Origin of the sequence: Psychrobacter sp. P11G5 (assembly GCF_001593305.1) — a bacterium.
Taxonomy (GTDB): domain Bacteria; phylum Pseudomonadota; class Gammaproteobacteria; order Pseudomonadales; family Moraxellaceae; genus Psychrobacter.
Window position 1 is genome coordinate 1,513,590 of sequence record NZ_CP012533.1, and the last position, 25,792, is coordinate 1,539,381.

The 25,792-nt window shown below is 42.1% G+C and carries 22 protein-coding genes; 12 read left to right on the forward strand and 10 right to left on the reverse strand.

Annotation, left to right across the window (positions count from 1 at the left end):
* The first annotated feature begins 126 nt into the window (after positions 1 to 126).
* A complete protein-coding gene (locus AK825_RS06330; protein WP_068035525.1) occupies positions 127 to 825 on the forward strand; it encodes a YoaK family protein in 699 nt (232 codons plus the stop codon).
* 59 nt (positions 826 to 884) lie between these two features.
* Here the strand turns inward: AK825_RS06330 and AK825_RS06335 are convergent, their stop codons facing one another.
* Positions 885 to 1,070, reverse strand: a complete 186-nt coding sequence (locus AK825_RS06335) for a hypothetical protein (protein WP_068035527.1) — start codon at positions 1,068 to 1,070, stop codon at positions 885 to 887.
* Between the two features lie 510 nt (positions 1,071 to 1,580).
* Here AK825_RS06335 and AK825_RS06340 point away from each other — a divergent pair.
* On the forward strand, positions 1,581 to 3,002 hold the full coding sequence (locus AK825_RS06340; RefSeq protein WP_068035529.1) for a DASS family sodium-coupled anion symporter: 1,422 nt from the start codon (positions 1,581 to 1,583) through the stop codon (positions 3,000 to 3,002).
* A 123-nt stretch (positions 3,003 to 3,125) separates the two neighbouring features.
* On the opposite strand, the gene AK825_RS06345 is transcribed toward AK825_RS06340, so the two are convergent.
* A complete protein-coding gene (locus AK825_RS06345; RefSeq protein ID WP_068035532.1) occupies positions 3,126 to 4,298 on the reverse strand; it encodes a cupin domain-containing protein in 1,173 nt (390 codons plus the stop codon).
* Positions 4,299 to 4,456: 158 nt separating this feature from the next.
* Between AK825_RS06345 and AK825_RS06350 the strand changes: the two genes are divergently transcribed.
* Complete coding sequence (locus AK825_RS06350) at positions 4,457 to 4,642, forward strand: NF038104 family lipoprotein (RefSeq protein ID WP_025653303.1); 186 nt, start codon at positions 4,457 to 4,459, stop codon at positions 4,640 to 4,642.
* Positions 4,643 to 4,688: 46 nt separating this feature from the next.
* Here the strand turns inward: AK825_RS06350 and AK825_RS06355 are convergent, their stop codons facing one another.
* The 4 genes from AK825_RS06355 to mnmA all read right to left on the reverse strand — a co-directional run bounded on the left by AK825_RS06355 (position 4,689) and on the right by mnmA (position 10,108).
* Positions 4,689 to 5,336: a DUF2238 domain-containing protein gene (locus tag AK825_RS06355; RefSeq protein WP_068035534.1), complete on the reverse strand. Its 648-nt coding sequence runs from the start codon at positions 5,334 to 5,336 to the stop codon at positions 4,689 to 4,691.
* A gap of 40 nt (positions 5,337 to 5,376) precedes the next feature.
* A complete protein-coding gene (purB, locus tag AK825_RS06360; RefSeq protein WP_068035536.1) occupies positions 5,377 to 6,768 on the reverse strand; it encodes an adenylosuccinate lyase in 1,392 nt (463 codons plus the stop codon).
* Positions 6,769 to 6,923: 155 nt separating this feature from the next.
* Complete coding sequence (locus tag AK825_RS06365) at positions 6,924 to 8,795, reverse strand: hypothetical protein (RefSeq protein ID WP_068035537.1); 1,872 nt, start codon at positions 8,793 to 8,795, stop codon at positions 6,924 to 6,926.
* Positions 8,796 to 8,881: 86 nt separating this feature from the next.
* On the reverse strand, positions 8,882 to 10,108 hold the full coding sequence (gene mnmA / locus AK825_RS06370) for a tRNA 2-thiouridine(34) synthase MnmA (RefSeq protein WP_068035540.1): 1,227 nt from the start codon (positions 10,106 to 10,108) through the stop codon (positions 8,882 to 8,884).
* A gap of 270 nt (positions 10,109 to 10,378) precedes the next feature.
* On the opposite strand from mnmA, the gene ispF reads away from it, so the two are divergent.
* From ispF to AK825_RS06405, 7 genes are all read left to right on the forward strand, one after another.
* Positions 10,379 to 10,882, forward strand: a complete 504-nt coding sequence (ispF, locus tag AK825_RS06375) for a 2-C-methyl-D-erythritol 2,4-cyclodiphosphate synthase (protein WP_068035542.1) — start codon at positions 10,379 to 10,381, stop codon at positions 10,880 to 10,882.
* A 135-nt stretch (positions 10,883 to 11,017) separates the two neighbouring features.
* Positions 11,018 to 11,368 carry a Grx4 family monothiol glutaredoxin gene (grxD, locus tag AK825_RS06380; protein ID WP_068035543.1) on the forward strand — a complete coding sequence of 117 codons (351 nt, stop codon included), beginning with the start codon at positions 11,018 to 11,020 and terminating at the stop codon, positions 11,366 to 11,368.
* A gap of 201 nt (positions 11,369 to 11,569) precedes the next feature.
* Complete coding sequence (locus AK825_RS06385; protein WP_068035545.1) at positions 11,570 to 12,151, forward strand: hypothetical protein; 582 nt, start codon at positions 11,570 to 11,572, stop codon at positions 12,149 to 12,151.
* A 294-nt stretch (positions 12,152 to 12,445) separates the two neighbouring features.
* Positions 12,446 to 14,344, forward strand: a complete 1,899-nt coding sequence (gene mnmG, locus AK825_RS06390) for a tRNA uridine-5-carboxymethylaminomethyl(34) synthesis enzyme MnmG (RefSeq protein WP_068035547.1) — start codon at positions 12,446 to 12,448, stop codon at positions 14,342 to 14,344.
* Between the two features lie 216 nt (positions 14,345 to 14,560).
* Positions 14,561 to 14,770 carry a ChaB family protein gene (locus tag AK825_RS06395; protein ID WP_068035549.1) on the forward strand — a complete coding sequence of 70 codons (210 nt, stop codon included), beginning with the start codon at positions 14,561 to 14,563 and terminating at the stop codon, positions 14,768 to 14,770.
* A gap of 176 nt (positions 14,771 to 14,946) precedes the next feature.
* The gene (locus tag AK825_RS06400) at positions 14,947 to 15,906 is read left to right on the forward strand and encodes an AEC family transporter (RefSeq protein WP_068035551.1); all 960 of its coding nucleotides are present in this window, start codon (positions 14,947 to 14,949) and stop codon (positions 15,904 to 15,906) included.
* A 388-nt stretch (positions 15,907 to 16,294) separates the two neighbouring features.
* The gene (locus tag AK825_RS06405) at positions 16,295 to 17,323 is read left to right on the forward strand and encodes an ornithine cyclodeaminase family protein (RefSeq protein WP_068035553.1); all 1,029 of its coding nucleotides are present in this window, start codon (positions 16,295 to 16,297) and stop codon (positions 17,321 to 17,323) included.
* A 112-nt stretch (positions 17,324 to 17,435) separates the two neighbouring features.
* Here the strand turns inward: AK825_RS06405 and AK825_RS06410 are convergent, their stop codons facing one another.
* From AK825_RS06410 to katG, 4 genes are all read right to left on the reverse strand, one after another.
* Positions 17,436 to 17,615: a hypothetical protein gene (locus AK825_RS06410; protein ID WP_068035554.1), complete on the reverse strand. Its 180-nt coding sequence runs from the start codon at positions 17,613 to 17,615 to the stop codon at positions 17,436 to 17,438.
* A gap of 3 nt (positions 17,616 to 17,618) precedes the next feature.
* Positions 17,619 to 18,638, reverse strand: a complete 1,020-nt coding sequence (locus AK825_RS06415; protein WP_068035556.1) for an LLM class flavin-dependent oxidoreductase — start codon at positions 18,636 to 18,638, stop codon at positions 17,619 to 17,621.
* A gap of 331 nt (positions 18,639 to 18,969) precedes the next feature.
* Positions 18,970 to 19,899 (reverse strand): LysR substrate-binding domain-containing protein, encoded by a 930-nt coding sequence (locus tag AK825_RS06420; protein WP_068035558.1) that lies wholly within the window; start codon positions 19,897 to 19,899, stop codon positions 18,970 to 18,972.
* Between the two features lie 321 nt (positions 19,900 to 20,220).
* Positions 20,221 to 22,410, reverse strand: a complete 2,190-nt coding sequence (katG, locus tag AK825_RS06425) for a catalase/peroxidase HPI (RefSeq protein ID WP_068039117.1) — start codon at positions 22,408 to 22,410, stop codon at positions 20,221 to 20,223.
* 741 nt (positions 22,411 to 23,151) lie between these two features.
* On the opposite strand from katG, the gene AK825_RS06430 reads away from it, so the two are divergent.
* Together AK825_RS06430 and prmC are read left to right on the forward strand one after the other, a co-directional pair.
* Positions 23,152 to 24,813: an MFS transporter gene (locus AK825_RS06430; RefSeq protein ID WP_068035559.1), complete on the forward strand. Its 1,662-nt coding sequence runs from the start codon at positions 23,152 to 23,154 to the stop codon at positions 24,811 to 24,813.
* Positions 24,814 to 24,852: 39 nt separating this feature from the next.
* Positions 24,853 to 25,776 (forward strand): peptide chain release factor N(5)-glutamine methyltransferase, encoded by a 924-nt coding sequence (gene prmC / locus AK825_RS06435; RefSeq protein WP_068035561.1) that lies wholly within the window; start codon positions 24,853 to 24,855, stop codon positions 25,774 to 25,776.
* Positions 25,777 to 25,792 lie beyond the last annotated feature (16 nt).

Consider the following 25,792-nt stretch of genomic DNA (forward strand, 5'->3'; position numbering starts at 1 on the left):
TCACGTTTAACTATTTAACTATAAGCTATAAACTTTATAATTTGAAATGTATAGAAGGCAGCCAATCGGCTGTCTTTTTTGGTTATACTATGCACTTTTTTGCTAATAAGCCTTTAGGCGATAGATATGATAACCAAACTACCAAATTGGATATTGTGGGGCGGGGCGGTATTAGCGTTTAGTGCCGGTTGTGTTAATACCTCAGCACTCATGGGCTTTGCCGGGTTGTCTGTCTCTCATGTCACTGGCAACGTTAGCTTATTTGCAGCGGCTATTGCCTATTTAGACGCTCGCAGCATCTTATATATCGGTGCGTTACTACTGTCTTTTTTGGCAGGGGCGATATTAAGTGGTTTTGTTATTGGTCAGACTTCTTTGAAGTTAGGCAGACGTTATGGGCGCGCGCTATACATTGAAGCGGCGTTATTATTGCTTAGTTACTGGTTATATCAACAACATGATTATTTAGGACAGTTGGCTGCGGCAATGGCTTGCGGATTACAAAATGCGATGGTAGCTACTTATAGTGGGGCGGTCATTCGTACCACACATTTGACAGGCTTGACATCAGATATGGGTGCAGCGATTGGCAACTGGCTGGCTGGACGACCGATTAGTAAGCCAACACTCGGTTTTCAAGCCATTATTTGGTATTGCTTTTGCGGTGGCAGTGTTGTGGGGGCGTTTCTATATGCCAAAATTGGTTATGGTGCGCTATTTGTACCAATAGCTATCGTGTTGACAGCAGCGTTTGTCTACAACCGTGCTTCAGATCGTCTGCCAGAAATCAGGCAACCTAGACAAAAAAGACACCCATCTAATTGATAGGTGTCTTCGTATTTGTAAACCGAATTATATCGTTATAAAAACTATAGAGCTAAGTTTTATTTTTCTTCGTCTTCATCATGATTTTCATGCTCATGCAAGCCTTGCATCATATCAAGAACGCAATCATCAGTGCGTTGTTGGTCTTCTTTGGCAAGGTCATCTTGGTTGATATCTGTTGGTGCCATTTTAGTCGTTGCGTCAGCTTTGTCACGGTTTGCGTCTGTTTTATCATGGTCTGCCATGAGATGCTCCTATTTGTTTCTATATTCCAATTTTTTATATCGTAATCGCCTTTTATATCACAACTACGACATTCCACAAGAATCACTAATATCAATTAGATAAGTTTCATGGATTTACCTATTGAGTATGAGATATCATTGCTTGCTTGTACAGGGTTAGACTGAGCCAATTTAGTGATGATGTGTAACGATGTGATTGTTTCTACAAGTCGCTTATTACACTATGCTTTATTTAGTAATTTGAATAAAGTGCTGATTATAATGATGACTAGCACATCAAACAAAGAGCGCTAGTGGCTGCTATCTACGGTCGATAACTTGATGAAAAAACGTTATTTATAAGGTTTGTGTAAGGTTTTTTTTGTAATTATAAAAAAATATTGGAAGCGAAGTTCTTTTACGATGGTGGCGTATTTTAGTAGGTAAGCGATGAGGTAACTGCTGACCATTAAAATACGCTTTTATTTTTATGACTTTTAATAATGTCTCTGGGCGCAATAAGGACACTTTATGTCAGAGCAAAAACTAGACAGCCATCTTCCGGATGATGGCAATGAATATTTATTTACCGACACCTTTCCAAAAGGGACAGGTAAAGGGCTTATAGTTGTCGCAATCGCTGCAATCGTTAGTATGATTATCTACAATGTATTACCATTTGAGATCAATGCTAATAAAGGCCTTGCCATGCTGTTTTTTATTGGCGTATTATGGCTGACTGAAGCGGTACATGTGACGATCACCGCGCTCTTAGTAGTAGTGGTAGGTGCGCTAATTGGTATACCAGAATTCGATGCCAAGATAGGTTTGCAGAGTTTTGCAAGCCCAATTATTTATCTGTTTTTCGGTGGTTTTGCTTTAGCGGCAGCTCTACATGTACAGCAATTGGATAGAAAGATTGCGCTGAAGATACTATCAATGTCTGGTGGTAATCTTGGCACAGCGGTCTTTTTGATATTTGGTGTGACAGCATTTTTATCGATGTGGATATCAAATACAGCGACTGCAGCGATGATGTTACCACTGGCTCTTGGTATCTTAACGCAGGTCGATCGAGAAAAAGATCGCGGCACCTTTGTGTTTGTATTATTGGGTATCGCTTATTCTGCCAGCTTAGGTGGTCTAGGTACTATCGTTGGTTCACCCCCTAATGCTATCGCTGCTAAAGCACTAGATATCGCTTTTGTCGATTGGATGAAGTTTGGTGTACCAATGATGTTGGTGCTGCTACCGTTATTGTTAGGGGCAATGTATTTCGTGCTTAAACCTAACCTCAATCGCAAGGTCACTGTTACACAAGAAGCGCCTATTGAGTGGAATAAGCCTCGTGTATTAACGATTATCGTCTTCATCGTAACAGCATTCAGTTGGATATTTTCCAAAAAAATCGGTGCAGCACTCGATATTACGGATACCGATTCTATTATTGCGCTGTCAGCAGCAGCAGCGGTAGTCAGCTTGGGACTAGTGTCTTGGAAACAAGTATCAGACAATACTGATTGGGGCGTGCTCATGCTATTCGGTGGCGGTATCGCGCTATCGACAGTATTGAAAGTCTCTGGTGCATCTTTAGTGCTTGGTGAGACAGTCGCCAATGCATTATCTACTGCACCTATTATCTTGGTCATGATTGCAGTTTCAGCATTTATTATTTTCTTGACAGAATTTGCTTCTAATACAGCGTCGGCAGCGCTATTAGTGCCAGTATTTGCCGCTATCGCTGAGCAAATGGGATTACCACATGAAGTGCTAGTGTTGGTCATTGGTATTGGTGCATCGTGTGCCTTTATGCTACCGGTAGCCACACCGCCGAATGCTATTGTCTTCGGTACAGGTCTAATAAAACAGTCAGAAATGATACGCACGGGCGTGGTATTAAATATCATTGCCACATTCGTAGTCGGGCTGTGGGCTTACTTTTTCCTAATTTAATTTTTTCCTGATTTAATAATGCGTTAACCAACAAAAAACCGATATCTGATTATTTAGATATCGGTTTTTTTATGCTTGTGTGAAGTTGATTTTGTATGAGCTGACTAGAGCATGTCCTAAAAATTATTCAGGATAATCAATCCAGACCCAGCCATTCTCCAGCCATTCGCTCAAATCGTCTGAATCGACATTCTTGACGTCTTGACTGTATAAATGCTCACCATTGGCTAAACGTACAAGGACAGCCTTTGTCGAATCATCCAGACCATCGATACCCTGACCATTGGCATACAGCGTGATGCCATCATTGGTTTGGCTATAGAGTAGGCGATTGCTATAGTCGGCTTGCAGCGTTGCACCTTCTGATAAGGCTTGCATTAGCTCATCAGTATCTACCGTTTCTTCGGGTACCAGCGCATCATATTGACGTTTGCTCACGACTTCCGATACTGCTTGACGAATGATATCGTCGCCACGCTCAGATTGCAGCATTTGCAATAACTGGTCTTTAATCGCATCAATACTATCTGCTTGCAATTCACCTGACGCTTGCATCGTTTGTGGCAATAACATTGGGATAAATAAATCGCTGTCATTGGTGGCGATATCAGCTAGGCTATCAATAATTTGCATTAAGTTTGGACGACGACAGCCAAAAGAGAAGGTCAGGCAATCATCTTGAGCAACGCCAAAATGCGAGAGTTTCGGCGGTACATAGAGCACATCACCGGCTTCTAGTATCTCATCAAAGATAATCTTGCCCATATCATCAAACAATCGAATCGGCTCATCTGCGACAAACTCAGTGCTCTTATCACAGAATTTGCCGAGCTGCCAACGCCGGGACCCAAACCCTTGCGCTAAAAACACATCATAATCGTCATAGTGCTTGCCCACCGAGCCGCCTTTGGGCGCATATGAGACCATAATGTCGTCACGCTGCCATTGCGGAATAAAGTCAAACGCCTGCCATAACTGTCCAAGCTCAGGTGACCACTGTTCCATATTCTGAACCAGCACGGTCCATTGTTCTGGCAAGTTATCAAAATCTGCTTCGGACAATGGGCTCTTTTTGAGTTGCCATTGTGGCAATCCTTCTTGCTTGCTCGCGGCTTGGGTTAACAAGCGCGCCGAAACGTCTTCTTCAACGGCAAGCCCAAGCATGTCTTCTGGGTCGAACATGCCGACTAATTGTGGTAAACCTTGCTTAATAAGTAATGGTTTTTTTTGCCAATACTCGTTCAAAAATTGCTCAGGAGTAATAGAATCGGGTAAACAAAGTGGAATTGAGGTCATTGATAAATCCATATCTAAAAATGGGTATAAGATTAATAGTGAGGAATGCTTTATAGGAAGGTTTTAATAGTTTATGATTATCGCCTATCTGATAGCGAGCATTACAGTATAAATATCAATATCTACTGTCAGAACATCCCATCAATCGTAGGAAGTTTATGAAAAAATTACATTTTATCGTCATTATCGCTAGCGTGTTTTTATTACAAGCCTGTGTCCATAAGATTGTGACCGTACCTGCTAAAGTCGCTTATAAAACCACCAAAGGCGTGGTAAAAGGCACAGTCGCTGTCGGTAAAGCTATCATACCGGGCGATAGTGATGACGACAAAAAAGACGATTAATTTATTCTTTAGCAGCCATTTTGTGTCTGTTTTAAAAGGCTGTTATTTAACGGTTATTGTTAAAAATATGAGTTTGAATAGAAGCTTGAAATAAAAGAATGCCTGCCGCAATCAGCCCACCGAGGAGTGCTAACGCCATATCCTTGTGGGCATCCCAAATATCACCTTGCTGACCGTTATAAGCTTCTGCTGCCTCTGGCGACAAGGTCGTTGCAATACCCCATTCCAGCAGCTCATAAAGCAAGCTTGATGACATATTAATCATGAGGGCAATAGCGATTAAAAGCTTGATTGATTGAATCTTAGAGATGGACTTTGAGATCTCAACCATCGCACCAAATAGCAAAAGCCCATAGCTAAAATGCACCAGCCTGTCATACATATTGCGCTGCAAACCAAACCACTCATTCAAGCGGACACCGAATAGCTGCTCTGTCCAATCATCGTAGGGCACATACGAATATAGATAGCGCGCACCTATAATGTGGATAATTAAAAATATTGCAGCGAGCACATAAGAGCGCGAGCTAATATGCCAGTAGCGGTATGCTAATGTCATTAATCCCAAAAACAGCAACGTGCCTAATTGATGGAATAGGTAGCTTGACCACTTTAGAGGCTCAATACTTGCCAGTACCATGACGATAAATACCGCAACAGTACTGACAATGACAGAGTTAAACTTTCGATGCATTTGCACGCTTTTTTTGTTAGCTGTTATCGATAGCTAATGATTAAAGCTTAGCAATCCATTCTTTAATCGTACGTGCTTGCTCAGCCGCATTACCGATATAGGTCGCTGGAGTCATCTCACGTAGACGTGCTTTATCGCTATCTGAAACAGCTGCCAGCTCGTCACTTTCAACGAATGTCAACATCGCTTCGCGAGTCATGGCATTACCACGAGTTAAGGCTTTAAGCTTCTCATAAGGGTTCTCAACACGGTAGCGACGCATGACCGTTTGAATCGGCTCAGCCAATACTTCTTGTGCTTGGTCAAGGTCGTCATTCAAGCGCTGTGCGTTCAGCTCTAACTTACCAACGCCTTTTAAACAAGCATCAAATGCAATCATGCTTTGTGCCAGACCAACACCGATATTACGTAGTACGGTTGAGTCTGATAAATCACGCTGCATACGTGAGATTGGAAGCTTCTCACCCAAATGTGCCAACATCGCATTGGCAACGCCCAAGTTACCTTCTGAGTTTTCAAAATCAATCGGATTGACTTTATGAGGCATCGTTGATGAACCAACCTCACCATCTTTTAGACGCTGCTTGAAATAGCCTAAGCTAATATACTGCCAAATATCACGGTTAAAATCGATCAAGATGGTATTGAATCGTCTTACCACATCAAATAATTCAGCGATGTAATCATGCGGCTCAATTTGCGTGGTATAAGGGTTAAAGGTCAGCTCTAAACGCTCATTAATGAATTGCTCAGCATGGGTCTGCCAATCAACATCAGGGTAGGCTGAGAAGTGAGCGTTGTAGTTACCAACAGCACCATTGATTTTACCCAGTAGTTCAACTTGACCGATTTGCTTGATTTGACGGGCTAGGCGATAAGCCACGTTTGCCATCTCTTTACCAAGCGTGGTTGGACTGGCAGTTTGACCATGCGTACGTGACAACATCGGTTGGTCAGCATGAGTAATCGCCAAGTCAACGATGCTATCGGTTACTTGCTGCATTTTGGCAACCACAATCTCGCGGCTGTCTTTTAACATCAACGCATATGACAAGTTATTGATATCTTCACTGGTACAGGCAAAGTGAATAAATTCTAGTGAGTCAACTAAAGCATCCTGACCACGGAATTTGTCTTTAATAAAGTACTCGACCGCTTTTACATCGTGATTGGTTGTCGCTTCGATATCTTTAATCGCTTGCGCATCCGCTTCGCTAAAGTCGTCAACAATGCTGTTTAAAAAGGCATTGGTATCTGCATCAAATGCTGCTAATTCACCAATTGCACTATTATCTGCCAAAGATTGTAACCAACGGATCTCAACGGTGACGCGAGCTTTAATTAGACCGAACTCAGACAAGTAAGGGCGTAAGCTGTCAGCTTTAGATGCGTAACGGCCATCAATTGGGGATAGTGCGGTAAGTGGAGTCATAGTCATGCCTCGATAGTTATGGAGATTAAAAGTTATGAGAAACTGCAAAAGTCTAGCCAAGAAAAATCGTCATAAAAAAGCGTGGTTGAAATAATTGAGCGTAATATAGCAGAAATACGGGTTTAAAAAACCCGCCTATTCATATAACTTCATATTTAAGGTGTATTGGCTGTATCAGATTGTGTCGTGCCATACTTAGTATTAAAGTAAAAACTACGTTCCGTTCTTGGATCTAAAATTAAACTTATCGTTTTGACAGTACCGTTATCACCGATAGCTACACTGTCTGTGGCGTAGTCGCTTGCTTGATAACTTGGATTTGCAAGTTTTGACGTCACTATAGCGTTATTTACATTTTTTTCTTGCAAGACATCTTGTAGAACAAAGTTATTGATACTGAGGTTGGCACGATTAGTGGCGGTAATTTTGTAGGCAATACATTTTCCAGGCTCAATATTATCAATAGATTTGGTGCTAAAGCCACTATTAGGATCATCGGCAGGGGTGTTACTAATATTGGTGTAATCAAGAGTCGGCGGACAGTTATTTACATGCTGATATTTTGTAAGTACTAACGCTACATTTTGGTCAATGACTCTACCGAAGTCGTTACTTGGATAGTTATAGGTACTCGCTGCCAATGAGACAGTCTTTTTCTCACTACTAGTACGGATAGGATAGCTGGTATTGGGACGTGTTTCGATAATGCATACTGAACTTCTATTACCAATAGTACTCGCAAGTATATTAAATTGATATTTGCCAATTTGATTGGCATCCGTTGATGTCAAGGTTTGGGATGCGTATTCTATAGTAGGGTTAGCACAATCATTTACCAGTCTTATAGTACTGCCTGTAATCCCTTTCTCAGTTGTATTAAATATTCCGTTGAAGTAATCCGCATTATTATACATACCACCGATAGTACTAGCATTTGCGTTATTATCGTCTATACCGCCATTATCATTAAATACTGTACCTGAAAAGGTATATAAAGGTTCGCTCTCTACTCCAAAGCTAATCCATTCGTTATAAGTCTCACCCACCACGTCAGCTTCAAGTGCACTATTGCCTCTCATGATGCCTTCGTACGTTAAAGTTACCGACTCTGCATTCCTGACTGCGATTACATAATTGCTTTTTGAGTTTTCAACACCATAGCTGACGTAGCTACCGTTATTAGGGATAACGGTGCTGGTATTGAGAGAAGCGTATGTGTTTTGGTTATTGGGGTTGGTAGAGGTTTCTTTTAGAATATTGGTAAAGGTAGGCGTAGGGGGCAAGGTACCTCTTTTTTGACCAGATGCAAAAGATACTTGTCCATTAGCATTGGTAGTAGGCGTAAACGAGCTGCTATTGCCGCTACCGTTAAGCGCAGTGATTCCGTAATAATATAAACCACTATCCCCACCATTTGAGCTATCGAAGCGTAGCTGTGGCCGACTTAGCGTATTATTAGAACTAAAGCTATTTCCTGCCAGTTTTTTACCCATAAAGTAATCACCCATGGCACCAAAAAAGTAGCCAACATCGGGGTTTTCTCTAACCGTCGCTTGTACAGGCAGATTGATCTGAGTGTTTCTAGTAAAACTTAGTGTTTGGCGGGCAATTTCAGAGTTACCACCTGTGGTATAGCTGGTTTGACCAATTTTTATGGTATGTAAAGATGTGATGTCATCAGGCGTAATAGTTATCGTATAGGTAAACTTATCTTTGTCAGTAGTAGTATTTGCATCACTCTTAATCTCAACACCATTACCTCCAACTGTAACACTAGAGCCGTTATAACCGTTTGACGGTCCTGCGGTAACCTTAAACTTACCAGTAGCATTTGCTGCTGTTCTGTAAGTACCTGAAGCAATACTGCCTGCGATTGTATTTGTGTCGCGAGTAAATGTTCCAAAACCTGTAGGGTTAGCTTGTGCAATTAAAGGTGTAGTAGTAATAACGACGACAGCAAGGACATGTTTTTTCCATATTGAATAAGGTTTTACAATATTAAAAACAGAAATGAAACGGCCAGTCATGAAATATCCTACAAGCATATCTAAAAAATATTAGTTGATAACGAACGTTGATAAGTAATTATTAGTCTTAAAACCCACAAGGCGCATCAAAACCCACAAGGCGCATCAATGGATGCAATCACGCCGCCGCCTAAGCATACCTCGTCAATATAGAATACTACTGATTGACCTGGAGTGACTGCACGTTGCAGTTCGTCAAATACGACTCGGACTTCACTGCCGTCTGTATTGGTTGCAAATACATAGCAGGCTTGATCTGGTTGACGATAGCGTGATTTTGCCATGCAACGTAAGCCTTCAGCGCCAAATATATCCGTAGGGGGTAGACCATCAATCCAGTCGAGCTTATAAGCTTGCAGCTCATTACTCATGAGCATCGGGTGCTCATGTCCTTGACCGACGATTAAACGGTTTTTGTTCAAGTCTTTAGCTAGTACAAACCATGGCTCTTCTGGACGGTCTTTAACACCGCCGATACCGATACCGCCACGCTGACCTAACGTGTAATACATCAACCCATCATGAGTACCAATCACTATATTGTCGTCAGTGATAATGTCGCCTTTTTGGGCAGGCAAGTACTGCTGTAAAAAGTCTTTAAAACGACGCTCACCGATAAAGCAAATACCCGTAGAGTCTTTCTTTTTAGCGGTAGCTAGATCATGTTCTTCAGCGATTTGACGTACGACTGGTTTTTCAAGCTCACCAACTGGGAACAAGGTCTTGGCAATTTTGTCGCCGCCAACCGCATGTAAAAAGTAGCTTTGGTCTTTGTTGTTATCTAGGCCACGCAATAGCTGTGCAACTTCTACGCCATCATCATTTTTGTAGTTCACACTGCGGCGGGTATAGTGACCGGTGGCAATATAATCGGCGCCAAGGGTCAAGGCATAGTCTAAAAACGCTTTGAATTTAATCTCTTTATTGCATAAAATGTCAGGATTGGGCGTGCGTCCAGCTTTATATTCCGCTAAAAAATGCTCAAAAACCCGATCCCAGTATTCCATGGCAAAGTTGGCCGTGTGCAGCTTCATACCAATTTTGTCACATACGGCTTGCGCGTCTGCTAAATCGTCCATTGCGGTACAGTATTCGGTGCCGTCATCTTCTTCCCAATTTTTCATAAATAGACCTTCCACCTTAAAGCCTGCTTGCTGGAGCAAAACGGCAGACACGGAAGAGTCGACCCCACCTGACATACCAACAATCACATGCTTGCTGCTAGGATTGTCGATATCGGCAAGCGTCAAAGGGCGCTGGGCGCTGAAAGAATCAGAAACTGGTATGCTTGATGTATTTGGCATGACTGACATAGAACGGCTCAACTTTTTATACCTTGACCAAATTTGAAATACTACTGAAATCAATACAACACCCGAGGTTAATAGGCTTAGTAAGTTGACAGGGTCATCTCATCTTTTGGACTTATCGCTTAGACTAGGTATTATGATAAAATAAGCGTCATATTATACCAGCTAATTGAAACTGGTGGCGAGCTATGGCATCTTAGAGTCGACAAAACCGCTTTGAAAATTCAGATAGTAGTTTTGAATTATTTTAATCATCTTTAATTTGGAATAATAATGATAAAAATTGGTCAAGGTATTGACGTGCATGCTTTTCATAATAATGGTCAGCAGCAGCAATATGTTATATTAGCAGGCGTGCCTATCGAGCATAGCCATAGTCTCCTAGCCCACTCTGATGGTGATGTAGTACTGCACGCGCTCGCGGATGCACTGCTTGGCGCATTAGCGCTTGGCGATATTGGCCAGCATTTCCCTGATACTGACGCGGCACATGCGGGTATGGACTCGCGAGTATTGCTACGCTATGTCTATAGCAAGGTACAAGAGGCAGGCTACATGCTGGGTAACGCTGACATTACCGTGATGTGTGAACGTCCAAAACTTGCACCACATAGCCAAGCGATGCGCGAAAACATTGCTAGTGATTTGCAAACAGCAGTCAATAATGTCAGCATCAAAGCCACCACAACTGAAAAATTAGGCTTTACCGGTCGCCAAGAGGGTATCATGGCCAATGCCGTGGTATTATTAGTCCCTAATGTCGTCGATCCTAAATAACGATTGTTGAACCAATATATAGATTTTGCTTGTAATACAGTGGCAATCGCCCCATGTATCAACCATATCTTCATATAACTATTTTGTAATATAAATAATCATTTTCAATGAACCGCTTTATCAATAGGAGCTTTTATGAGTGAGCAAACCCCAAATACCGCTGCAAACGATGTTGAACAACTGATTCGTGATCAAATTAAAGATAATAAAGTTATCTTATATATGAAAGGTACGCCGCAATTCCCGCAGTGTGGTTTTTCAGCACGCTCTATCGAAGTGTTGACCCAAATCGGTCGTCCATTTGCGTTTGTAAATATTTTAGAAAATCCAGAAATCCGTGCTACTTTACCGAAAATCGCCAATTGGCCAACTTTCCCGCAATTATGGATTGATGGTGAGTTGATGGGCGGGTCAGATATCATTTTAGAGATGTATCAATCAGGCGAGCTTAAGCCGTTGGTTGAAGCAAACAGCCCTGCTGCTTAATGTTTGAGCGCTTGTATTGGACTGTATTAATGTCTAAATAAACGCCCCACAATATTGAAGCCAAGCAAACCCGAGTAGCCTTTCCTAATAAATTGGAATGGTTACTCGGGTTTTTTATTGTCTTGGTAATTGGTTGTTTTTATAGGTTTTAGCCCCATATAGTGTTCAAGATAAATCCAGTTTAAATAATAAGAGATACTTATGAATAATCAATTAAATAATAGTGAATTAACCGAACAGCAAGCCATTGACCAAAAAAACGATCAGCAAAATGAGCAACAAGAAGCGCTCGAGCAAGCTGCTATCGAGAAGCGCCGTGAACACCTAAAAAATGAATCTACGCGTATTATTGATATTGCGGGCAATGAGCCGGATTCAGCACTCAAATGTATCCATCAGCTTAGTGTGGCAGGTGGTGCGACTGAGAGTACATATGTCGCTATCGAACAACGTGTCATTGCGGATCAAGATACGGCGGGTGCTTATCACCTAGCATTGATGGCGCAAAATACACCAGATTTGCCGATTGATGCGCGTCAGCTAATTGAGTTGGTCGTCAATAAAGGCGATAACGATCAGCGCTTGGCATTACTCAAAAACTTACCACTGCCACCAGTTGAACTGATTAAAGATCAAATTTTAGCCAGTGATGACGGTGATGCGATCGGGCAGATGAATGCCTACTTGCAGATTAATCCAGAGGGTTATGGTAGTCAGCATATGCTAGGTAGTGGTCACGCAGATCGTATTGTGCCGCTGAGTCCTGGTAATAATTTAAGCTAAACCAAAATGATAATGATAATAACAATGACAATTAAACCTTAATTAGATGGCTCTTATGGCCTAACTTTTACTGCCACAGGTTAATTTTAATAGTTTTTACCGTAACGTTTTTTAAGCAGCGAAAAATTGTTATAATTGCCAGTTATCTATTTAGTTTCTTTTGCTTTTAAAGGTTTCTAACAACTTATCTTATCCGTTCTTAAAATACGATTGACGCCCCTTTATCACGCGACAAGTTATATTCAGTAATTGGTAACTTGTCGCTATAAACATCGTCATTCAAGCGAGGCATGCATGCAATATCCAAAACATTACGACGTGGTAGTCATCGGTGGCGGTCACGCCGGTACCGAAGCTGCTCTGGCAGCCGCACGTATGGGCGCGCAGACCTTGCTGTTGACGCATAATATTGAGACGCTCGGTCAGATGAGCTGTAATCCGGCGATTGGCGGTATCGGCAAATCACATTTAGTACGTGAGATTGATGCGTTGGGTGGTGCTATGGCATTGGCAACCGACAAGGCAGGTATCCAGTTTCGCGTATTGAATAGTCGCAAGGGTGCGGCAGTACGTGCCACCCGTGCGCAAGCGGATCGTATTTTGTACAAAGCCGCCATTCGTGAGACGCTTGAAAATCAGCCCAACCTTGATTTATTCCAACAAGGTGCTGATGATATTTTGGTAGAAAATGGTCGCGCGACGGCGGTTGTCACCTCCACTGGCATTATCTTTAAGACCGAAACTGTGGTTTTGACTTCAGGAACATTCTTGGGCGGTGTCATTCACATCGGTCTTGAGAACTCAAAAGGCGGACGCGCAGGAGATCAACCTTCCATTAAATTGGCAGACCGTTTGCGTGAGCTAAAGCTGCCAGTTGGACGTCTAAAGACAGGCACGCCCGCGCGTATCGATGCGCGTAGCGTTGACTTTAGTGTGATGACAGTACAGCCGGGTGATACACCGTTGCCAGTAATGAGCTATATGGGTGATGTATCCATGCACCCTGAGCAGGTCAATTGTTATATCACGCATACTAATGCGCGTACTCATGACATTATCCGTGAGAATTTAGATCGCTCACCGATGTTCTCTGGAAAAATCGAAGGCGTGGGTCCACGTTATTGCCCATCGATTGAAGATAAAATTCACCGCTTTGCTGATAAAGATAGTCATCAAATCTTTATTGAGCCAGAAGGTCTGACCACGCATGAGCTGTATCCAAATGGTATCTCAACCAGCTTACCATTTGATGTGCAATTAGACTTTATTCATAGTATGAAAGGACTCGAAAACGCGCACATTACCCGTCCCGGTTATGCGATTGAATACGATTACTTTGATCCACAGAACCTCAGGCCAACGCTTGAGACCAAATCTATTGATCGCTTGTACTTCGCGGGTCAAATCAACGGTACGACTGGCTATGAAGAAGCGGGCGTGCAGGGTTTGTTAGCAGGGACGAATGCGGCGTTAGTGACCACTAATAATAGTGAGTTTGAGACCTGGACACCGCGCCGTGATGAAGCTTATCTTGGCGTGCTTGTCGATGATCTTATCACTCATGGCACAACTGAGCCGTATCGTATGTTTACTAGCCGTGCAGAATATCGTTTGCTCTTGCGTGAAGACAATGCGGATCAACGCTTGACTGAGACGGGCCGTAAGCTTGGCTTGGTTGATGACGTGCGCTGGCAGGCTTATGAACAAAAAATGGAATCTATCGCTACTGAGTCTGCTCGTCTAAAAGATATGTGGGCAACCCCTGCGAATGCTCTAGGACAAAAAGTCACTGAGCAAACAGGCGAAGTACTTAGCAAAGAAGCGACCGCTTTTGATTTGCTGAAGCGTCCGCAGATTCATTTTGCTGATATCGCTGCTATTACTAATTCGCAAGTCGCTGCACAGGTGGGTGAGCAGATTGAAATCTCTGTCAAGTACGCAGGCTACATTGATCGTCAGCAAGAAGATATTGATCAAATGAAGCGCTTAGAGAATACGGCACTGCCAATCGATTTTGACTATAGTATAGTGTCAGGGCTATCAAATGAGATTGTGCAAAAGCTAACGCAAGTACGTCCTGCCACGCTTGCCCAAGCTGGGCGCGTGAGTGGTGTGACTCCTGCGGCTATTCAATTATTAGCCATGACAGTCAAAAAGCACAAAAAAGTCGCAGCAGCTTTGAATTTGTCGTAAAACATCACTAAAAAAAGAACACTGAGTAAAGAATCTTAAAAAGAGCTCATAACGTTGTTTCGTTATGGGTTCTTTTTATGGTCAAGCGCATAACAGTGCTCTTAACAATTTAAAAACAGCATAATACTGCTCTATTCTGTTTTGAGAACAAATAATAGGTAGAATAGGATTGTTAAAGATAATGGCGTTAGTCGATTACAGACAAGGAATGCTTTTATGCCTTATGACAAATTATCAGACTTACCGGATGCGGTAAAAGACAACTTACCCAAACACGCACAAGAAATCTTTCGTGCGGCGTTCAATAGTGCGAGTAAACAGTATGATGAGGAGTCACGTTGGTTTGCTACCGCATGGGCAGCCGTTGAGAATGTCTATGAAAAAAATTCTGACGGTAAATGGGTAAAAAAACCAGATCATAAATAGATATGCACTACACTGTAATGTCTCATTCTATAATGCAGCACTCTATAACATTTTAATCTTCCAATATTTAGGGCGTGTTGAACATTCACAAATACACCCTAATCCGACCTATAACAAGTATATGCTCATGGCTTTGAAAACATAGCTTTGAGCATATTGCTGATCCGAGCTTATCTATGATCGAAGCCATTGTTTTTGCGATTACTATTGTACTGCCCAACCTTGCTTTAATGGGATTGGGCTTTTTTATGCAAAGACGCGGCGAGGCGAGTCAGACCTTTATCGATCAGTCCTCAAGCTTCGTATTTAATTACTGTTTGCCATGTTTGCTTTTCTTTAGTGTGGTCGATAGTGAGGTTGATTATGGCAAACAAATCACGCTGATAGTTGCTGGTATTTTAGTGACCTTTATTTTATTTATCGGTGCAGAAGTTTATGCCAAGCGTTTTGTCAGTCGTCCAGCGGATCAAGGGGTGTTTGTACAAGGTATATTTCGCAGCAATATGGCTATTATCGGACTGGCGACAGTTGCTAACGCCTATGGAGAGCGAGGCTTAAGTATCGGTGCTGTATATATGGGCGTGGTGACAATATTATTTAATATCTTAGCCGTTATTACCCTCAGTCGTGTGTCCAAAAGCGTCGATGATACGTGGGCTAGTCGCAGCACCATGATCATTAAAAAACTATTTACCAATCCACTAATAATCGCCTTACTAGCCGCCTTTGCTTATAAGGCGTTGCCGCTACCACCGATAACTGGTGTTATTCATACGACTGGCGACTTACTAGCAGCTGTAGCATTGCCATTAGCACTGATTTGCGCCGGTGCTAGTATTGATTTAAAGTCGATGCTGCATCCTTCAGGATTGTCCATGCAAGCCAGTATTGGTCGCATTGTTGTGGCGCCAATAATTGCTATCGCAGTAGGGTTGGGCTTTGGGCTGACGGGTGTACATATGGGCGTGTTGTTTTTGATGGCAGCATCACCGACCGCTGCTGCTAGCTATGTAATGGCAAAGGCCATGGGGGGCAATGACGTGTTAGCAGCTAATATTTTAGCGTTTACTACGGTAGTAGGGATGTTTGGTATGGCGATTGGCGCGGCGATGTTACGTGCTTTAGGGTGGATGTAGTAACCATATATTATGGCAATCTAGAGAAGCTACCTTAAGTCGCATTTTTTAATTTACCTAAAAAAACTGATAAGATTCTTATTTTGAAGTTTTTTTAATAATATAGTATTTACTGGGTAATTTTTCAACTTATAGTCGGTTCAATCTAAAAGTGGTACAAGGCAACCGAGTGAAGATGTATATGTAATACTTCAATCGAGGTTAACGATGTAACACTTTTATAGTGGATTGACTATAGTATTAAAGTGTTATCGTTGTGGCTATTGCCTTGCCTGATAAATAAAGGCATGATGAGACGTATATAAGTATTGAATAGATGGAAGTAACAATAACTCCATAATAAATACGATTGTAAATTCACAAATTTAACAAGCAAGGAACGCTCACAGTGCAGTTATTAAACAAAACGGTAGTGACCGAACATCTTAATATGCAAGCAGCTATTGATGCTATTGAAGAATTATTACATCAGCAAGCGGCGAATCCTAATTGGATTAAAGCGCCTGAACGTCTAGTCATTGAAACCTTTAGTGAAGATAAGAAGCATAGCTCAGGCTCGCATTTATCAATGCCAGCAACTATTTATGATGGTGAAAAAGAGTACACCGCCGTAAAGCTCGTCACTATTTGCCCTGATAATCCTAGTCGTGATATGCCAACGACCACTGCTATTATCACCGTATCAAACAATGATACCGGTGAGATATTAGCGATTATGGATGGCATTTATATTACGCAGGTGCGGACGGCAGCTTTATCAGGTATCGCTACTAAGTATATGGCAAAGTCTGATTGCCAAAGTGTCGCTGTTATCGGTTGTGGTGGTATGGCCTATGAGCAGTTAAACGCCGTATTAACAGTACGCCCTGAAATTAAAACAGTGTATTTATGGAATAGAAATCATAAAGGTGCAGAGCAATTTAAAACGAGTTTTGCCCGTGATTATACTCAGTGGGACGTTGAACTTAAGGTTTGTGAAGAGTTAAGTGATGCTGTCCGTGATGCAGATATTATTAATGTAGCGACCCGAGCGACCGAAGGTTTATTTAGTATTGATCAAATTAAAACTGATGCACATATCAATGCGGTAGGCGCTTATCAACCGACTATGAAAGAAATAGGCAACGACGTTGTTGCAAGCAGTAGCATGGTCGTCGTTGACGACTTGGCTGGTAGCCGTCACGAAGCGGGCGATTTAATCCAAGCGCATGATAACTCTGATTGTGCATGGACATGGGGTGATCTCAGCGGTGACTTGCAAGCGTTAGTAACGGGGGCGCTAAAAGAAGAGGCCACTAAGTCTGATGGAGTCACTTTGTTTAAGTCGGTAGGTGCGGCAAGTTTTGATGCGGCAGTTGCTTTATATGTCGCAAAACAAGCTGAACAAAAAAATCTTGGATCATCAGTTGATTGGTAAGGCTATTTAAAAACACTTTGTATTCTACTACTTAAGATAGTTATTTAAACCGTAAAAAAGCCATCTTCTCAAATAAGAGAAGGTGGCTTTTTTAACATTAATTTAAAGTACATTAATTTAGGTTATCTCTATCGCGCTTATCTTTTAGCTGCCGTTTCCGTTTTGCAGTAGTATGATACGTCAGATAACCACCCAGTACCATCACTGCGATAAATGCGACAATGTATAAAAATATTGATGAACCGATAAAAGTAGATGATTCCATGACCGCAATCTCATTAGAGTTCATCATTAATTATGCAAGCGTCTTATCTTGTTGTAAAGTAAACAAATTTAGCTCAGGTGTAAGTTCAAGTGAACGTAAACGCGCTGCTTGGTCATAAACGTTTGCCGTTACAATCAGCTCATCCGGCTCACATTTCGCAAGGAACTCAGCAAGCTTCGGTTTAACGGTCTCAACAGAGCCAATGAACGATATCGATAGCGCACTGTCTACCATCATCTTTTCTGCTGGACTCCAGATGCTATCCATATCATGAGTCGGTTTTGGCATTTGACCCGTTTCACCGCGGCGCAAGCGCACAAAACTCTGCTGCGCTGAGGTAAAGTGATAATGTGCGGTCGCATCGTCATCAGCAAGTAGTAAGTTCGCTGCTACCATGACATAAGGCTTGTCTAAATTAGCCGAAGGCTGGAATTGCTCACGATACGTAGTAATAGCCTGATTGAGCATTTGCGGTGCAAAATGAGAAGCAAACACATAAGGTAGTCCTAGATGTGCAGCTAGGGTAGCACCAAATAACGATGAGCCTAAAATCCAAATAGGAACGTTTGATTTGGCTCCAGGGAATGCCTGTACAGGACTATTATCTGTGCCATCACCCAAGAAGTACATCAACTCTTGTACATCTTGCGGAAAGCGCTCAGCATCTTTCATTTGCCTACGTAAGGCCTGAAAAGTCGCACCATCTGTACCAGGGGCGCGGCCCAAACCTAAATCAATACGGTCGCCATATAGCGCTTGCAAGGTGCCGAATTGCTCAGCGATGACAAGTGGGGCATGATTGGGAAGCATAACTCCGCCTGCGCCAATACGGATGCGCTTAGTTTGACTACCAATATGCGATAGTAGCACCGAGGTCGCTGCACTAGCGATACCGGGCATATTGTGGTGCTCAGCCATCCAGTAACGGTTGAAGCCGACTTCTTCTGCTTGTTGTGCTGTCTCAACGGTCTGGGCGATACCTTCAGCGATGGTTTTACCTTCAGGAACGGGAGCTAAATCTAAAAAGGATAAAGGAATTGTGTTACTCATAAATCACCTATTTTTTTATGATGCCGCATCTCAACGACATTATTATATTTGTATTCAATTATAGTTATAGAAGGCACTAGTTTGACGTGACTGCCTACTGGTTGTTCAATACCTCATATGATGGGGCAGTTATAATGAATATAAAGGTCAAGACTCAAGGTGATAACAAATCTTAATAATGTGCTAAGCGTACAAGATACAATGTAGACTTTTAGCAAAAATAGCAGTATGAAAAGCAAACGGCACCGCTATCTATTGATAACGATGCCGTTGAATTTTTATAAACACAAGTGTTAATTAGCTATGCTTATAGTAGTTACTATTTAAAAAGCTACTGGCTAAACTGCTTTTGACACAGCTCCATAAAAGCACGGCCATATTGGCGAATTTCTGCATCATCACGTACCGCCATCCAGCTGGTAAAGCGTCCAAAATGATCCACTGGAATGGCAGTTAAGTTCTGATAATGGCTCGGCTCAAATGCCATTTCAGCGATAATACCAATTCCTAAACCAAGACCGACATAGGTGCTTATCACATCAGCATCGAGCGCTGCTAAGACAATGTCAGGCTCTAACCCTGCAGCCTCAAAGGTTTTATCAATAGCGCTGCGTCCCGTAAAACCCCCGTGATAGGTTACTATCGGATAGCTGGCGAGAGTAGGTAGGTCGATGGATTCTTGTCCGGCAAGCTCGTGATCACTCGGTACAATAATACGGTGTGTCCAATCGTAATAGCGATAACAGCGTAGATAATTGTTATGGAGCAACGACTCGGTTGCAATACCGATATCGGCCTGCCCACGAATAACCATCTGCGCGATAGTCTCAGGGTCAGCCTGTTGCAGGATTAAATTAACTTTAGGAAAACGCTCTTTAAATTCTTTAACCACTTGTGGCAATACATAACGTGCTTGCGTATGAGTGGTGGCAATCGTTAACGTACCAATATTTGGATTATTAAAATCAAGACTAAGGTTCTCAATCGTACGAATTTCAGCAAAGATAGACTCAATATGCGGCATCAGCGCGGTGCCCATGGTCGTAAGACCAGTTAAGCGTTTGCCTTGACGGACGAACACTTCGGTTTTGAGTTGGTTCTCAAGTGCAGCAATATGCTTTGATAAGCTTGACTGACTGGTATGCAATACCGTCGCTGCTTGACTTAGGTTATAGCCATTAATCACCGTATGCCACACCGTCTCCAACTGTTTGAGTTGGATTTGTAGATGCCGCTGATTGACCACTACGTCGATTGCCATAACTTAATCCTATTGTATAAATATACAAACCCTGTCTGTATATAAAAATAAAAACGTATAAATATGCAGTAAGCGACCAGTGTAAATCAAATCTATTATTCTTGTATATAATAAATAGCTATCAATTTATAATAATTAGGAATATAGAGGGGTTGCTTTGTACAATGTGAAGCAATGAGCCTAAATGAGACCAATATCATAAACAAAAAAACAGCTATCTTCTAGAAGGTAGCTGTTTGTGAAATAAGGGTTATTACGTTAGTGTTAGAAAAATTTTATTCTATATCTAATTATTGCGATTAATCTAGATAAACAAAATCCTTATGCGATATCAAAACGATCCGCGTTCATGACCTTGCTCCAAGCGCGGACGAAATCATTGACGAATTTTTCTAAATTATCGTCTTGCGCATATAGCTCAGCATAAGCACGTAGTATTGAGTTTGAACCAAACACCAAATCTACACGGCTTGCTTGCCATTTTGTTTTTCCGGTACCACGCTCGCGTACTTCATAAAGATTAGAGGTATGAGGTGTATCGTTGCTTGTCTTGACTGGATGCCACGTATAGTTCATATCAGTTAGATTAACAAAGAAATCATTAGTAAGCACACCAGGTCTCTCAGTAAAAACGCCCTGTTGACTCTGACCATGGTTGGTATCTAAAACACGCATACCACCGATTAATACCACCATCTCAGGAGCAGTTAATCCCATTAATTGAGTGCGATCAAGCAGCATTTCTTCAGGCGCTACGGCATAGTTGCCTTGTACCCAATTACGATAACCGTCGTGCAATGGCTCTAAATCTGCGAAAGATTCAGTATCGGTCATTGCTTCTTCAGCATCACCGCGTCCTGCTTTAGATGGCACATTAATATCTACGCCAGCATCAACTGCAGCCTGTTCAATCGCAGCATTACCAGCTAGAACAATGAGGTCAGCTAAGCTAACATCTTTTTCAAACTCAGCTTGAATACGTGTCAATGTTTCAAGCACGCGTTGTAGTTGTGCTGGCTCATTACCGATCCAGTCTTTTTGCGGCGCAAGACGAATGCGCGCACCGTTAGCACCGCCGCGATAGTCTGAGACACGGAAAGTACGAGCGCTATCCCAAGCAGTGATAATCAACTCTCGGCGGCTCAAATCGCTGTCTAATATTTGCGATTTTAAAGTCGCCATATCATCAATCGTCAATTCAGTATTGCCTGTCGGAATAGGATCTTGCCATACAAAGTCTTCGCTTGGCACATCTGACCCTAAGTAGCGAGCTTTTGGTCCTAAGTCACGATGCGTCAGTTTAAACCAAGCCTTAGCAAATACTTCATCGAAGTACTCTGGATTTTGATGGAATTTTTCTGAAATCTCACGATAGATAGGGTCTTTTTTCAGTGCCATATCAGCATCGGTCATGATCGGATTACGGCGTACACTTGGGTCATGCGCATCTAATGGGCGATCTTCTTCACGAATATCGGTAGGCTCCCATTGCCATGCGCCTGCTGGGCTTTTGGTTAATTCCCAGTTATGACCTAAGAGTAGCTCAAAATAACCATGATCCCATTGGGTTGGGTTGGTAGTCCATGCGCCTTCAATACCACTCGAAACCGTATCGCCTGCATTGCCTTTACCTTTAGGATTACGCCAGCCTAAGCCTTGTTCAGCCATATCCGCAGCTTCTGGCTCATCTTCTAGTATCGTTGCATCGCCATTACCATGACACTTACCAACGGTATGACCACCAGCAGTCAATGCTACCGTTTCTTCGTCATTCATCGACATTCGGGCGAAGGTTGTGCGCATATCTTGAGCTGTTTTTAGTGGATCAGGGTTGCCATCGACCCCTTCAGGATTGACATAGATCAAACCCATTTGTACCGCTGCGAGTGGGTTTTCGAGTGATGTACGCTCTTGGTCACTCTCGTAGCGATTTTCAGTTGCAGCAAGCCATTCACGCTCAGAGCCCCAGTAGATATCTTTTTCTGGATGCCAAATGTCAGCACGACCACCAGCGAAACCTAAGGTTTTAAATCCCATTGACTCATAGGCCATGTTACCAGCTAAAATCATTAAATCAGCCCATGATAATTTATTGCCATACTTTTTCTTTATAGGCCATAATAAGCGACGTGCTTTGTCTAAGTTAACATTGTCAGGCCAGCTGTTCAGTGGTGCAAAGCGTTGATTGCCTGTATTAGAGCCGCCACGACCATCAGCACTACGATAAGTACCAGCCGAATGCCAAGCCATACGAATCATCAGACCACCATAATGACCCCAATCTGCTGGCCACCATTCTTGTGATTCAGTCATCAAAGCTTTCAAGTCTTGTTTGACAGCTTCTAAATCTAGCTGTTTAAATGCTTCAGCATAGTCAAAGTCAGCACCCATTGGATTAGTTTTTTGGTCTTGCTGATGTAAGATATCTAAATTCAAGCTATTCGGCCACCAGTCGGTTGCTGCAGAAGCAGTGGTGGTGTGCGCTTGATGCATGACAGGGCAGCCGCCCATGCTAGGACGTTGCGGTGCATGTGATTGGTCTACGTTTTCACTATGGATAGTTGGACCTTTATCATCGCCTTGATCGTAGGTCGTGTTAGTTGCGACATTATTGTGAGCATCGTCACTACCGTGTTCAACTGGGCAACGTCCAGTTTCTAGTGGTGCATTTTTGTCAGTTGGGGTCGAGTTGGACATCGTATAACTCCTAGGCTCTTGTGGTAAATAAGATAACTGGCTAATTACGATAATTATCGGTCATACATAAAGCATATATAAAGACTGTTTATTTATAAAACTCATATATAAGAATTATAAGTTTTATATAACTCATCGTAATTCAATCGTCATAAAAAATTTTAGGTTTATTTTTTTTCATTCTACTGCTGTATTTTTATTATATTGCGGTAGAAAGCTATAACGTTACATTAATCCTTAATGATAGTAATGAAAAATTGTGTAATAAATAGCTATAAATTAATATTTCTGCAAGCTAATGCTACATAGATTTACTATGTAAATTGACATATGGTTGTTGAGATAGGTCTCAAGCGTTTTAATGCAAAAATATCGTTAGAATGTCTAGTCAAGGTAGGCGTTCTGAAGTACCATAATTCAATTTTGCTGCAAGTGTGGCTTTCTTTATGCAACTCTAAGCAACTTTTATCGATTTTTAGTATCAATTATTGCTGCTAACGATTGATAAAAGTTGTGCATAGTTGTGTTCTTTGTCTCAAGTTTTGGTGAGTTGTTATGTCTGCTGTCCAACCTGTGCCCCCAAATCCTCCAGTCGCCAAAAAGTCATGGGGAGACGCGGCCAAAGCCTATCTCGACCGGCGCGCTATTATCATGCTGTTCTTAGGGTTTGTTGCTGGTATTCCCATTTTGCTTATATTTTCAAGTCTTTCATTATGGTTGCGTGAGGCAGGTATTGATCGCGGCGTAGTAACGATGTTTAGTTGGGCAGCGCTTGGTTATTCGTTCAAATTTATTTGGGCGCCATTAGTCGATGCAGTACCACTTCCCATATTAACCAAACTACTAGGTCGACGTCGTAGCTGGATATTAGTCGCTCAGTTGATGATTATTTTGGCGATTTGCCTCATGGCTAGTGTCAACCCAACCAATGAAGGCAGCCTTGTTTATATGGCAATTGGCGCAGTATTGCTTGGTTTTTCTTCTGCTACCCAAGATATTGTCATTGATGCATACCGTATTGAGCTTGCGCCACCAAGCCTCCAGTCAGTGTTATCGGCGATGTATACGGCTGGTTATCGTTTAGGGATGATTGTCGCAGGGGCAGGCGCGCTATATTTAGCAGATTATTTTGGCTCAACTGAAACGTTTTATAGTTATGAGGCGTGGCGTAATACTTACTGGGTCATGGCAGGGGTTATGGGAATTGGTGTAGCGACCACTTTGATCATTCATGAACCAGTCAGTAATCAGGTGCGTGTTGAACGTAAAACCTCGGACTATTCGCGTTTAGTATTGGTATTTGCATTATCGGTCGTAGGCTTTGTATTCATATTTGCTAATTTGGGATCGTTATTGCCCGAAACAGAAAGTGCACTTTTAGGGTTTCTGTATGAATTAGTACGTATGGTATTGAGCTTAATAGTTGCCTTGATTATTGGTTATGGGTTAGTGAAGGTCAATCTTGTAGAAGCAGAAGTCGCCAAAACAACTTGGGTTGAGCCTATTGCTGACTTTTTCCGTCGTTATGGCAAAAAAGCATTATTGCTCCTAGCACTTATTGGTTTATATCGTATTTCAGACATTGTCGCAGGTGTGATTTCCAACGTTTTCTATCAGGATATGGGTTTTACTAAGACTGATATTGCAAATGCTGTCAAATTGGTCGGCGTCATTATGGTGATTGCTGGCGGCTTTTTAGGTGGGTTATTGGCACAAAAACTGCGTATGATGCAGGCAATGATGGTCGGGGCAATATTGGCTTGTACCACCAACTTGTTGTTCGTATTGTTGACATATCATCCAGGTAGCATGCCTTACATGTATCTAGCTGTGATCTTTGATAACCTTGCTGCAGGTCTTGCTAGTGCTGTATTCATTGCTTTCTTGTCTGCACTGACCTCTATTCGCTTTACCGCTGTACAGTATGCGATATTTTCATCACTCATGACCTTATTGCCAAAGGTACTGGGTGGTTATTCTGGTACCATCGTTGATAGCACCAGTTATCCGTTCTTCTTTATCTTTACCTTCGCTATTGGTATTCCTATTTTGGCATTAATTTATTTTGTCGATAAGCATATTGTCATTGGTGATAATGACGACATTTATGGCGACGATGACACTAATAATGATGGTGATAATAATGGTAAACCGATACTAACGAAGGCGAACCCTAATTTGACAAATACCAATGAGCCACCACGGGCTACCGATTAAGCCTGAGATAAGCAAATAAACGATTTTTAAGAGTCAGTAATGATACTACCTAAAGTACAGAACATGACAGTAAAGCAAATCAAGCGGCAAAGCCATCAACCAATGGAAAATGTAGCGGCAGCTGGGGTTTCAGTAAATGAGATGCCTAAGTTTTGGATAACAGACTGGCTACTACATGTGTTGGATAAGCCTGCCATATTCTTAATCACTGATGAAAGCTATGAGCTGACTGAGTCTGAGTATGAGCAGTTCTATGCAGGTGTGGTTCAGATGCAAACAGGTACACCGCTCGCTTATTTAACGGGACAGCAAGAGTTTTGGTCGCTCAACTTTACCGTCAATGAGCATACGTTAATTCCTAGACCTGACACTGAAATTTTGGTCGAACAAGTTTTAAATTGGATACATTCTCAGCTAAAAAATGTAGGTGATGATAATAAACCAAAGCGCTTGTTAGATTTGGGTACTGGATCAGGATGTATTGCCATTAGCTTGGCACATGAGTTAAAACACAAATCGAAACATGGTAATTGGCAAACGGTAGCAGTTGATTTATCGCTAGAAGCGTTGAAAGTTGCTAAACATAATGGCGTTATCAATGATGTCGCCAATATTGAGTTTGTACAAAGCAGCTGGTATGACGAGCTGTCTACTCAGGACGAGAGTTTATTCGATGTGATTGTCTCAAATCCGCCTTATATTGATGAGTTGGACGAGCATTTAACTTGTTTGCAGGCTGAGCCTATTAGTGCTTTGAGTGCACCTAATCATGGATTGGCCGATATAGAACATATTGTCCAGCAAGCACCGCAATATTTACGTATAGGTGGACTGTTGGCGATTGAACATGGTTTTGATCAAGGTGAAGCAGTACGTCAAATATTGTCAGATAATGACTTTACAGCGGTACAAACGGTGCAGGATTTTGGCGGCAATGATCGGGTTACGTTGGGGCAGCTTTGATAATTGTATTTTTTAT